Annotated in this window: 8 protein-coding genes; 1 reads left to right on the forward strand and 7 read right to left on the reverse strand. The window is 47.2% G+C overall.

Annotated elements, in window-relative coordinates:
* Positions 1–105: 105 nt before the first annotated feature.
* Together Q9R46_RS16800 and Q9R46_RS16805 are read right to left on the reverse strand one after the other, a co-directional pair.
* The gene (locus Q9R46_RS16800; RefSeq protein WP_311280832.1) at positions 106–663 is read right to left on the reverse strand and encodes a GNAT family N-acetyltransferase; all 558 of its coding nucleotides are present in this window, start codon (positions 661–663) and stop codon (positions 106–108) included.
* 185 nt (positions 664–848) lie between these two features.
* Complete coding sequence (locus Q9R46_RS16805) at positions 849–1,712, reverse strand: NAD(P)-dependent oxidoreductase (RefSeq protein ID WP_311280833.1); 864 nt, start codon at positions 1,710–1,712, stop codon at positions 849–851.
* A gap of 126 nt (positions 1,713–1,838) precedes the next feature.
* Between Q9R46_RS16805 and Q9R46_RS16810 the strand changes: the two genes are divergently transcribed.
* On the forward strand, positions 1,839–2,783 hold the full coding sequence (locus tag Q9R46_RS16810; protein WP_311280834.1) for a helix-turn-helix transcriptional regulator: 945 nt from the start codon (positions 1,839–1,841) through the stop codon (positions 2,781–2,783).
* Between the two features lie 63 nt (positions 2,784–2,846).
* On the opposite strand, the gene Q9R46_RS16815 is transcribed toward Q9R46_RS16810, so the two are convergent.
* From Q9R46_RS16815 to Q9R46_RS16835, 5 genes are all read right to left on the reverse strand, one after another.
* Complete coding sequence (locus Q9R46_RS16815; RefSeq protein ID WP_311280835.1) at positions 2,847–4,691, reverse strand: glycoside hydrolase; 1,845 nt, start codon at positions 4,689–4,691, stop codon at positions 2,847–2,849.
* Positions 4,692–4,802: 111 nt separating this feature from the next.
* Positions 4,803–6,140, reverse strand: coding sequence for an AbfB domain-containing protein (locus tag Q9R46_RS16820; RefSeq protein WP_311280836.1), 1,338 nt, complete (start codon positions 6,138–6,140; stop codon positions 4,803–4,805).
* 540 nt (positions 6,141–6,680) lie between these two features.
* Complete coding sequence (locus Q9R46_RS16825) at positions 6,681–9,647, reverse strand: beta-galactosidase (protein ID WP_311280837.1); 2,967 nt, start codon at positions 9,645–9,647, stop codon at positions 6,681–6,683.
* A 113-nt stretch (positions 9,648–9,760) separates the two neighbouring features.
* Positions 9,761–11,260: a glycoside hydrolase family 30 protein gene (locus tag Q9R46_RS16830; protein ID WP_311280838.1), complete on the reverse strand. Its 1,500-nt coding sequence runs from the start codon at positions 11,258–11,260 to the stop codon at positions 9,761–9,763.
* A 227-nt stretch (positions 11,261–11,487) separates the two neighbouring features.
* Positions 11,488–12,516 carry a LacI family DNA-binding transcriptional regulator gene (locus Q9R46_RS16835; protein WP_311280839.1) on the reverse strand — a complete coding sequence of 343 codons (1,029 nt, stop codon included), beginning with the start codon at positions 12,514–12,516 and terminating at the stop codon, positions 11,488–11,490.
* Positions 12,517–12,578 lie beyond the last annotated feature (62 nt).

Below are 12,578 nucleotides of genomic sequence, written 5' to 3' on the forward strand. Positions count from 1 at the left end.
TCTCTCCAATATAACATGAGCCTAATTCACGGAACAAGACATCACATGTTGGGCACGAGGACTGAGATGGAAATGAGCATTGGAGATGGAGATGCAAGACACGGGCTAGTTGTCACTCTGCAGCTTCGAGAAAACAGCGAGATCAACGTATCTGCCCTTCTCAAACTCATGCTGCCGCAACAGACCTTCCTGCTGGAATCCCAGTTTATGCAGTAGACGAATGGATGCCTCATTCCCCGGGTCCACCTTCGCTTCAATTTTGTTCAGTTGCATCTGGTTGAATCCAAATTCCAGGACAGCACGAGTAACCTCAGTCATTACACCTTTGCCCCAGCACGATGAGAGCAGATCATAACCGATCTCTGCGCGATGATGTTGCTCTTCATACCCCAGATATCCGCACGTTCCAATAACTCGATGAGACTGCTTATCTTCGATCATCCAGCGTAAACCCGTCTGTTGATTGAAAATCTTCTTATACCAGCTCATCTCATCTAATGCATCCTGTTCGGATTCGAAGGGTGTGAAGGGCATATATTCGACGACAGTCTCATCTGAGTACAGTGCCAGCAGATCCCCACTGTCACTGTCTGTTGCTGCACGGAGCACAAATCGCTCAGTTTCTATTTGCGGAAACGTGTCAAATGTAAATAATGTATTCATACGTAATCTCCTTTACATGCAAAATCTCTTCCATTTATGTATGTTATAGTCCCTGTGTTATTTTACTACGTCAACTAGATGTAACCAAGTCATATAATAGAATGATCACCATGCGTTAAGAGGAGTGAAGAAGACCACCCCCTAACTAATCGGGAATGGCCGCGAGTGATTTATAACTTGAGTTGTTAACGCATCGTTTTCACAAGTGATGCTATGTCTTGTTCGCCATAACCAGCATCTATCGCTTTACGAAACAAGTTTTGCAAGAATAACGGAAACTCGTTATTCATATTCTTCTCACGCGCCTGTTCCATGAGCAGACCCACGGTTACCATGGACATTTGAAGAGAACTTTGTGGATTTTCGTATTTGGAATGTTGAATGACCTCACCTTCGTATTGAAGAATCGAGCCAACCATAGGCGAGACTCCGGCAATCATAGAACCAAAATCATCAATACGCAAACCATCGGACTCCAGAATCCGTGATGCGTGGAAGAATCCAAGATATGACCCAAACAGGTAAGACAGGAATGCCAGGTCGATTGAAGCAGCCGCACTAACCTGTTCTCCGTAATAAGGAACATGACCTGCTAGTGCACCGAGAACCGGCTTTACTTGATCAAAAGCTTCCATCGATCCGGAAGTGAAAATGGTTGCATGAGCTCCCCCGATCTGGGGAGGGGCAGCCGCTATTGCTCCATCTATATATGAAGCACCATGGGTGTTTGCCCAGATTTCCTGCTTTTGAGCCTGTTCAGGGCTTCCTGTAGTAAGTTGAATGAGCACTCGCCCCGACAAGGCCGCATGCACGCCTTCTACATCCAGTACTTCATATGAAGTCTTGTAATCAGACACACAGATAATGGATATTTGACTAGCGCGAATCGCTTCAGCTGCCGTAGATGTGAGTACTGCTCCTTTTTCAACGATGGAATCTGCCTTTGTCGCTGTGCGATTCCATACGGTCACCTGATATCCCTTTTCCAGTAATGTTTGAGCAATAGCTCCCCCCATCGCTCCTAAACCAATAACCGTTACTTCATTCATTATTATTCCTCCCAAAAGTTCTATATCACGAATCGAAGGCAACTCGTCTTGACTTCGAAATTAAGCATAATAGATAATAGTGACAAGTAATGGCATGATTATAAATTAATTTTAGGGAGCAAATACATGCACAAAGCACAAAGGCTTGTTCAGTTAATCATGTTAGTGAATGAACGCAGAACGTTTACCGTACAAGAACTGGCTGATGAATGCGGAGTATCACGTCGAACCATGATTCGAGATTTGGCGGAATTAAGCGAACTGGGCATCCCCCTTTATTCCGAAGTTGGTCCTCACGGTGGTTATCGTGTTTTACGTGAAAAGGTGCTCCCGCCAATCAGTTTTTCCGAGCATGAAGCTATGGCTTTGTTTTTTGCCGCTCAATCGTTGCAGAACTATAAATCTCTACCTTTTAACAATGAAGTACAAAGTGCGTTACGCAAGTTTTTCCATTATTTATCCAGTGACCTCAAACATAAAATTGAACGGATGCAGCAAAGACTCATATTCTGGGTACCACCGCATGAACTCGATGTTCCCTACTTAAAGGAACTATTGGAGGCCGCATTGGAACAGAGAATCGTACAAATCCAGTATCAAGCGAACGAAACACGGAATCGACTAATTCAACCTCTTGGTTTGTATACAATGAATGGTTTATGGTATTGTCAGGCCTACTGTTTTCGCGCAGCAGATTATCGTGTATTTCGTGTTGATCGAATTAGCGGACTGCAATGTGAAGTGGATCAAAGCCAAAAAGTCGACCTGAACGAAGCGAATATTCAAGAATGGATCATACGTGAGGATCTGGAAGCACCACTGGAGCTTAAAGTCTCCCTGTCGCCAGAAGGCGTGCGAAGATGTCAATCGGATGTGTGGTTATCACAATTTTTGAAAATCAACGAGGACGGCTCAGGAACAATTCATGCTCATATGGGCACAAGCTACACCCCTTGGGTGGTCAGTTTCTTTCTTGGCTTGGGGATAGATGCCCATGTGACGCATCCCCCACAGGTCCGTGATCAAATTCGCTCCAAGTTAAAAGAGATGGCTACACAATATGGAGAATGAAAAACAGCCTGCTATAAGCAAGCTGTTCCTCGTTCATCATGTTGCTACCGAAGAGATCATACTCTAGTTCACCTTTACCAGACTCCATTGTTGATTGGCTCCACCGTTATCCTCCCATTGAATCGTAGAAGCCCCTGCACTCATCGATCCTTGGTTGATATCAACGGTCAGGCCGCTGTTACGATTCGCCAAAACGACATATCCGCCTACATCAATCGGCAGCCACTGCTGGTTATAACCTCCGTTTGCCTGCCACTGAATCAGCGATGCTCCGCCCTGTGTGGAGCCGGAATTGACATCAAGCAACAATCCACTGCCAACGTTCCGAATGTTGTAATATCCGTTGCCTGCCGGCTCCAGCTTCCATTGCTGATTGGCTGCCCCGTTATCACTCCACTGAATAATCGTCGCTCCGCCAGCGGATGAAGCACCATTCACATCCAGTACAAGGCCGCTGTTACGGTTAACAAGCTTGTAAATAGCCCCTGCTTCATATCCTGTGCTACCGCTGTAGGCTGCGCCAGAGATCACATAAGTGGTTACCGAATTCGCTTTAGCCGTCGTTGTAAACTTTTTGTTTTGAACCGGTATGTTCGTAAGCTGTTGTAATTTCTCCGTTGCCGAAGTGCGGTACACTTGTACGGACGAGCCTACGCTTGAGAAGCGACTCAAATCATAGGTTACCGAAGTATCGGTGGATTCCGAGTTTGTCGTAACCAGTACCACTTTGCCGGATGCCGCATCATATGCAGCAAGCGTATTCGCATCGCTCATGCCGATGATTTTATAACCCGGACGGATAAATTTGCTGTAATTCCCCATAACATAGTATTTCTGATTAACCGTATAAGTGGTCGTTTTTGTATTGTTCAGCACGTTTTTGAAAAATCCCCAGCCTTCCGCACTATCTACGGCCTGCCAGTACACCCAAGCCGTAGCACCCATGTTACGCATATCCTTCAGAATGATACGTGACATGGTAAGACCGCTTGCATCCCCATCTCCGTATTCGGATGTCCATAGATGTTTTCCTGCAGATGCTGCCGTATTACGCATAGCCGTTCGGTTGTTGCCATTATACGTATGTGTGTTAATCTGGCTGATCGCTGATTTAACGGCAGTGCTGTAGCTTTTATAGGAAGTGTTGGTATCATCCAGATTGTTTTCTTCCGGTGCACTCAGCTTGGTGGTAAGTCCTTTGGCAATCAAAGAAGCCTGAACCTGACTTAGAATCGTATTCTGCTCAGCAAGGCCGAAGTGCATGCCCTCCTGATCATTCCCTTGCTTCCACCAGTTCGAGATCGGTTCATTCAGTGGGGTAACCGTATCGAATGTAATGCCCCAATGATCCCGGAAATGCTTCACAACCTCCGTCAAATAATCAGCAAAATCATCATAATAATCCGGCTTGAGGTTATTACCGCCATTCGGCGCACCCGAGACACCGCCACTGATCGTCATCCAGTAAGGTGCCGAGTTAGCAAAAGCTTCAATGATGTTGACTCCCTGTGCCTTGGCAGCTTGCAGCATGTAACGCTGATTTGCGTCGGCAGTCCAATCGTACACGCCTGGAGAAGGTTGAAAACCAGGAACCGCTTTGCGGTATTCAAGGACATTGGATGAAGGGGCATCCCCGCCTCCGATGTTATATCTCAGAATATTCATGCCAATTCCTGTCGCAGGATTAAACATTTTCTCCACATATTCATCCCGATTTGAATATTCACCAACGACTTTGCCCCACCAAGCCAGCGATGTTCCCCAACCTTCCACCGTCTGATATTGTTTGGATGGATCAGCCACAGCCGTATAAGCTCCAGCAGCCGATACTTCGGACCCTGAACCCAAGCTTCCAACCAGCAGTGTTCCACTTAATAGCACCGCACTCATTCGTTTCAACCACTTCATCTACTTCACTCCTTATACATTTTTTAGATAAGTCATCGGGTAAAAACATTCGGGTACCATCCTGACTATTAAAATCGAAATCGTCTGCTGAGTCTTGAAACTTGCCAATAGCTATGGAGTGATCTCGCGGAAAGTTGCATCGGATTTATCCAGAGCCGTGACAACAGGTTGCAAACGTAACACTTGATCGTAATGTCTCAGATACAGATTCGGATTGTTAAATAGGGTATACGAAGACCAGTTTGCATTCGCCAGCCCGTTAACCCGTTTGAACGTCGCATCATTGCGGAACGCAGCACTGCCGTCATTTTTCACCAGCGCAACATTGCCATTATTATTGCGCAGGAAATAACCAGGGTAATTCATCGCTTCAAACGAGATGCCCGTCGCATTCGCCAGACCAGGAACGATGCGAAACTGAGCATCCTCTGCTGGACTCACGCTGGCATCAATCCGAGCTTGATAGTTATAATGGCGAATCAAACTGCCCGGTACGTTAAACGATTCCAGTTTGCGAATATTACCCGGCTGACCGGACTCTTTCAGCACGGTCATATGGCGAACCATTCCGGACAGGCCCGTGATCTCTTGTTTGGCACTCCAGCTCTGAAAGTTGTCCGCCGAATCGCTGTAATAATATTTGTGATCTGCATACCCATCAAAATAAATTCGCCAGGAACCGTTATCCAGTTGGATCAATGCCGGCCCTTCTACCCAGGAACCCCAGCCGGCCCAATTCCCTGTGCCTTTAAATGTATATGGCCCTTTCAGCGAGTTGGATGTGGCATATTCAATGTATTTAGTCGTTTCGTTCTTCGTGAACGCGTGATAGGTCGAGCCTGTCTTTACTACAAAAGTGTCAATATAATTAGGAGCAAGTCCTGATAGCACCGCAGGTGCAGACCACGTTGTGGATGCCAGATTGCTTCCGTATGCGGTGATGACATGCGGCTTGAAGTTCCCATAGTTGCCAGGTGAGAGAGAGACGATGATGTTCACACTGCCATTCGTGTCTTTGAACCATTCCGGTGCCCAGGTATGAGCAATCGGGGTTGAAGCAGACAACGTAATATTGCGGACAAACGTCCAATTCATCTTGTCCTGGCTGGATGCGATGCCAATCGTATTGCCTGACCAGTTGGTGGTGTAGACCACATAATACAAACCATCTGTGTGTTTCATGATGCTGGGATCGCGAATCAAGTCCGCCGCGGGTGGGGTATACGCTGGACCTTTCAGCAAACCGTAGTGTTTCGCGTTATATGACTCATAGATATACATGTTGGACTCGCTTGTGTTCGTAAAGGCCGTCATCGTATACACACTGGTTGTTGCTTTCACCGTATTCGGGAATGTGATCGTGAATATCATTAACAATCCTAAGGTGAGTAGGAGTACAACTCTATGTCTGTGCCATCGCTGTGTCCTGCCTTTCCTTTTGCTTAACATGAACCCAACTCCTTATCCTGCATAAGATCATATCGGACTGCCTTCTGACTGAACGAAGCGTGTGCTTAAACGTACTTCCTTTTGCCAAGAAGCCCTTACGGTATCTGCTCCCGTCCCATTTACATGAAACATCACCCCCTTTACAGATATATTCGCCTTATGTATACGCTTACAAAAATGTATATTTCTCTCCCTCTTTGATCATAGAGATTAAGCCTTGCTACTTTTCTTTCTTTAAAAATATGCATAAATCCCCTCATTCTCATATAGAACCAGTTTGAATCAAGAGTCGCTATCTATACCAAACTCTCCTATGATTCAGGTATATATAAGAATGAGGGGCAATTTCCTACAGTCTAAGGCTGTTGCTAACACCTATGGCTATCGTTATCTAATATTATTTATACTTGCTCTATTGCATACATCTTAGATGCATGGCTGGCTCTTAATAGATTTCTAATTTTAAATTCTATTCTTACTTCTATTTCCACTTCTATATTTTCCTTTTATTTTCTACATGTTATTTTTAGTTGCTATTTACTATTTCCCCGCCATGACCCACGGATATCGTGACATCTCATCCAGCAACAATCGTACCCGTTCGGGTGTTCTGCCTTCTTCATCAAAAATGAGTAGTTCATTCTCTTCCTTCAGCCGGGCAACCGGAATTTTATAATCCTCCTGTGGTCCAATCTGCCAGTATCGACCAAGATGATGACCATTCACATGGATCGTTCCCTTGCTCATGCCCGTCATGCGAAGCATCAGGTTGACCTTGTGATGTTCGGCTGTGACAGGTTTGGCAAAACGCCAACGATACCATACCGGCTGACCGTATGAAGCGCCCGGTGAAGTCACTGCTGGCGTATCCCCGGAGAGACCATATGACTCCCAAGACGTTGGAAGCAGCGCATCCGTACCAGCCATTCGCCAATCCTGAAGTTCCCCCTCATGCCGATAAGTAATCAGCTCAAGTCGATTGAGTTGTGACCGACTATATGGCATCTCAAGCGTATTTACAACTCCAGGCTTCACGTAGCCGGATAGATCCAGCGTCTGGAACGCAAACCAGTCCTGATAAGCAGGCATCGGAATTTCAATGCCGTTAATACGCAAACCTTTGCTCGGAGCACCCACAAGTATAGCCCGATCCATACCATCCAGGGTAAAACTTCGACGAAGCACGGTTCCTCCCGGAATGGAGTTCACTTCATCCAAATGTATAGTTCCTATTTCTGTAACTGTCTCTGACTCCATCTGCCAATCGCGGCGAATATCCTGCACTTGCCCACCAAGGTATACCGTTCCTGCTACACCCTTGTGTTCTCCAAGATAAGGAGAAAAGTTCAGTCGGCCCATATGCTGTACAAACATTTGCAACGTATTCTGCCCCTGAGTTACCTGAATGGGGACAGCCGCCGCTCCAACCTGGCGCACTAGCGCTTGCTCTACACCGTTTACGATAATTCTCGCGGTATCCTGTATTTTGGGTAGCACGAGATTCATCATTCCACCCACCGCACTATCAAAATCACATTCGTACAGCAGATAGCCAAAGTCCTGACCATACTCGGAAAAATCGATAGGATGCCCGCTCGAAGAGCGCTGCTTTGCGGTTAATGTAACACGGGAGTAGTCAGGAGATTTAGACAACACCGGAGCCAATGGCTCTGCAGGAATCATCCAAGCAGGCTGATCTTCAACTGCAATGGATGCCGATTCAGGCTGTACCTCCACTTTTTGAGTAAAAAACTCACGTCCTGTCCGTGTCTGTTCGCCATCTTGCCAGTCACCCAGCAACATCATTGTACGCTCGGGATCAGAGATCATGCCTTTCACTTGCCCGGACGCCGTGACATCCACATCGTCAAAACCGATAGCATAACGCAAGCTTTGGTGATCGGGAGCTTCCACTCGCCATGTGCGATTCATCGTGTCACGATCCAGAATGATGAATCGCATGGCGGTGCCATTAGCTTCGAAACGCACCATACCTGGCTCTTGAAAATGAAACAGGTCAAAACGATATGCATTTCTCTCCGCATCCTGTTCAATCAGCACTTGCACCGTGCTTTCTTTCAGGATCAATCCTCCTGCCATCGCGTCCTGTTTTTCATCCAGTTCCAACTCAACCACCGAGCGTTGTCCACGGTCTGCTGTAATGAACAACGTCAGTTCTCCATTAATCATCTCATTACCGGTTATTAGCGCTCCTGCGGTAAGGTACACTTGTTCAGCAATTTGCACGCGATCCAGCAATGGAACAATCTGTCCCGGATGAATCGATATCGGCAACGTACGGCCTTCTTTAAGCGTAACGCTCACCGTCTCACGCTCTTCCTTGTGACTCTCCACGAACCAGATTTTTTCTTGCCCCGTCTGTCTCCCGCGTACGGATATGCCACCGGGATGGCGAACCTGAATCTGTTGAGTAGCAATTTCCTCAGATTCCATCAGCAGTGATGCAAATGCACGTACAAAATAAGATAGGTTTTTCGTCACTGCATATTTCGGTGTCACGCGTCCATACTCACTTAGCGGAGCATCGTAATCATACGATGTGATCATGAAAATATCACTGTCACCCAGCGTTCTTCCACCATATCCGCCGAAATTGGTTCCCCCATAGAACATGTAATAACTGATCCCCGTATATCCGGCTCGCAAAATTTCCATGATTCTTCGGTCTAGTAGAGACGCCGTCTTCTGGATTGCCGAAGGCCCTCCCCAATGTTCAAACCAGCCGGTCCAGAATTCAGTAACGATCTTCGGTGTATCAGGCTGTTTCGAACGCAAGCTCGCATAATGTCCATCTGCGCCAGACCAGAAGTTCGCGCCCTCGATGGTACCTTCTGCTCCACCGACACAAGTAATCAGCGGGACGTCTATCCCTCGTTCCAGTATCCCGTCCCTAAGTGTGGTCATATGTGCGCTTGCCGCCTCATCATCCATCAGATAACCGTACTCATTTTCAACCTGGACGAGGATAACCGTACCTCCGGCAGACAATTGACGCTTACGAATAACAGGGATGATCTGATCTAAGTAGAGCTGCACATAATGAAGGTACGTTTCGTTATTTTCACGGAATTTCACACCCTCCTTCGTACCCAACCAGTATGGAAATCCGCCAAAATCCCACTCCGCGCAAATGAACGGACCCGGCCGTGCAATAACCCACATACCTAGCTCTGCACACAGATCAAGAAATGCACCGCAGTCGTTATCTCCCTCGAAAGACCATTGCCCCTCTTCCGGTTCGTGCACATTCCATGCAAAATAGGTATCAATGCAGTTCATGCCTGCAAGCTTGGCCTTCATCAAGACATCACGCCATTCTTCCTTCGGCATACGGAAATAATGAATGGTGGCGCTGTTCAGGAAGAACCGTTCACCGTTAAGATAAAAGCTGCGCGCATCATACGTCAGCTCCGTTTGAATATCATTATTGTTGCCAAGCTTGTTATTCTGTTGTTCCTGAAACAAAAGGGATGTTGGTTCTGTCAACGCGATCCCCTCCTTCTCTTTTTATAGATAAAGAACGCTCTCAATTGAAGTACATATTTACACAGAACACTCCGATGCCAGAATAACTTACAGATCGCTGTTATCCTGTGCCATTACTCTGCAGAGGGCAGAACACCTTCAAGCACGACAGTAGTAATGGAGTTATCTGCGGTTGGCACTTCAATGCCGTTGGCGTATACGGGGATATCCTCCAGCTTCTGCATATTGAGTTCAGGTGATGTCTGGTACACCTGGGCCGAGCCTGTTTTGGCAATATCCCAGCCGATCAGGTCAAATGCTTTGTTTTCCGCAGACAGCTCGTTCCGAACCACCAGCACAAGCCGCTGTGCCTTGGCATCATAAGCCGCAAGTGTTCTGCCTTCATCCGTCGGAATAATGACGGCACCTGGACGAATGTACTTCGTGAACTGAGCCATGCCGTAATATTGCTTGGTCATCTCGTATTGTTCATCTCCGTTAAAATTCGCGTGAATAAATCCCCAGTTGTTATTCGCTCCTTCGTCTTCAACAGCCTGCCAGTATACCCAAGCGGACGGTTGCATGATTTTGAGATCAAACATGATTCGGTCTGCCAGCTCCTGTACCGAGGTCATGTCCTCATGATTATGCGGCTCGCTGCCGCCGGTGCCATATTCGGACATCCACAGCTTTTTGCCGAGTTTATCAGCCAGAGCACGCAGTTCTCCCATTTTGCTACCGTTATATGAATGGGTATTGATCTGCTTCACCGCATCAATCGTATCCTGGTCATACAGGCTGAAATTAAATACGGTCTCATCGATGCTGTTGTCGTCTGCGGCACTGATTGCCGTGCCATCCAGTCCTTTGCTTTGGAGCGAGGCAGCCGTTTTCTTAATAATCTCGGCCTGTTTCTCCGTACTGAAATGACTGCCCTCCTGCTGATTCCCCTTTTTCCACCAGTTAGCAGAAGGTTCATTCAGCGGATCAAGGGTGCGAAATGTAATGCCCCACGTATCCCGATAATGCTTCACCACTTCAGTCAAATAGTCGGCGAACGCATCATACTGATCTTCACGCAGGTTATTACCGCCATCCTCGGCACCAGTGACTGAGCCACTAATCGTCATCCAATACGGAGGTGAGTTGGAGAAGGCCTCTGTGATGTTGACTCCGCGTTTGATCGCACCCTGCATTACGGAACGCTGACCCGCATCCGCTTCCCAATCCCACTTGCCCGGCTCAGGCTGAAAACCTGGAACGTCACCGCCTGGACGAAGCGCATTCATCTCCGGGTTCTCTTCCCCGCCAATATTGTAACGAACGATGTTAAGCCCCAGACCTTTGGCAGGGTCAAATATCAGATCCATAACCTCATCCACCTTCGTCTGATCCTTCCAGCCGCCGAGGTCATTCGCCCACCAAGCCAGCGACGTACCCCAGCCTTCAAAATGATCATACGACTGCTCCAGCTTGAGATGCACCGGGTCTTCCTGAAATACTAGTGTTTCAGGTGATGAATTCATATAATGATTGATAGCCATTCCTCCTACCGCCACCAAGGCAAGCAAGGCTGTACCTGCGAATACCAACCCTCGTCTGCCCCTGAAACGCTGTGCATTATGTGCCATCATGATTTCCTTCTTTCATGATCCATTGATCTTCTAAGTTGATGTTGGCCATTGTGTGAAATTGTTCGAGTTATCCGGGTCTTTTTTTGAAACCCATTTCATGAAATCGGTTTCATTAAGTCGAAAACTAAAACCCGTTCCACAGGATGAAAAGGGTCTCATTTACGCCCTCATTATATTTCACGCTTCAAAGAAATGTCAACGCTTTCTTTTTTTGAAAAGCCGGCCCACTACCGGGCGGCAGTTCCTGTACTTTGGCGGATGATCAGCCTAGGTTCCAATACATTCTGTTTCTTCGGTTTGCCTTGGTTTATCAGGTCATGTAACACATCTACGGCCTGTTTGCCCAATTGATACGTATTCTGGGATATCGTTGTCAGTTCAGGAATCACGGCGCTCGCTAGCGGTGTATCATCAAAACCGATGATCGAAATGTCTTTCGGGATCGACAAACCATGCTCAATCGTTGATTTAATTGCACCAATGGCATTATTGTCGTTCACACAGATCACTGCCGTTGGCGGATTGTCCTGCTCCAGAAGTTTGGACATTTCCCGCTTGCCGTCGTCAATGGAGAAACCGCCTAACAGCTGGCGTTCTTTCGGTATTTCAAGCCCATGTTCACGTAGTTTCTTCTGTACGGCTTTCACCTTGACCATCGTGGTAGATAACTCCTTCATTCCCCCGACAAAAGCAATCTCCCGATGCCCCAGCTCAAGTAGATGCTCTGCAGCCATAGCTGCCCCAGCTCCCTCGTCTGTGTATACCCGGTGAAGTCCACTCTTGGCAATGTTACCGTTGACCAGCACAATGGGCATATGTCTGCTCATATCCATCAATTCCTGAGCCATGTTATCCGGACAGACCTGCAAGTTGATACGTCCGCCGAGAAAGATAATGCCATCCACCCGTTTCTCCCGCAAAATGGAGAGATATTCAGACTCCCGGTTAGAGTCCCCTGCTGTGTTACATAAGAAGAACGTATACCCGAGTCCACGTGCTTCATTCTCTGCCCCCCAGAACACTTCAGGGAAAAAAGGGTTGGTGATATCCGGCAAGATGATGGCAATGGTGCCCGTCTCTTTCTTGATCAGGCTGCGTGCCTGTGCGTTCGGTTGAAACTGATGTTTCTCGATAATCGACATGATCTTCTCTCGCGTGCTGGCACGAACCGGAGCCGTATCATTCAACACCCGGGAGACAGTTGATACCGATACGTTAGCTTCTTTTGCAATATCATATATGGTGATCGATGTCATAGGGGGGAAACCTTCCTTTTTTCTCTATTTACCTGCTTATCATAACAGATAAGATATCACGA

It is taken from the genome of Paenibacillus sp. RRE4, assembly GCF_031844205.1.
Lineage (GTDB): Bacteria > Bacillota > Bacilli > Paenibacillales > Paenibacillaceae > Paenibacillus > Paenibacillus xylanexedens_B.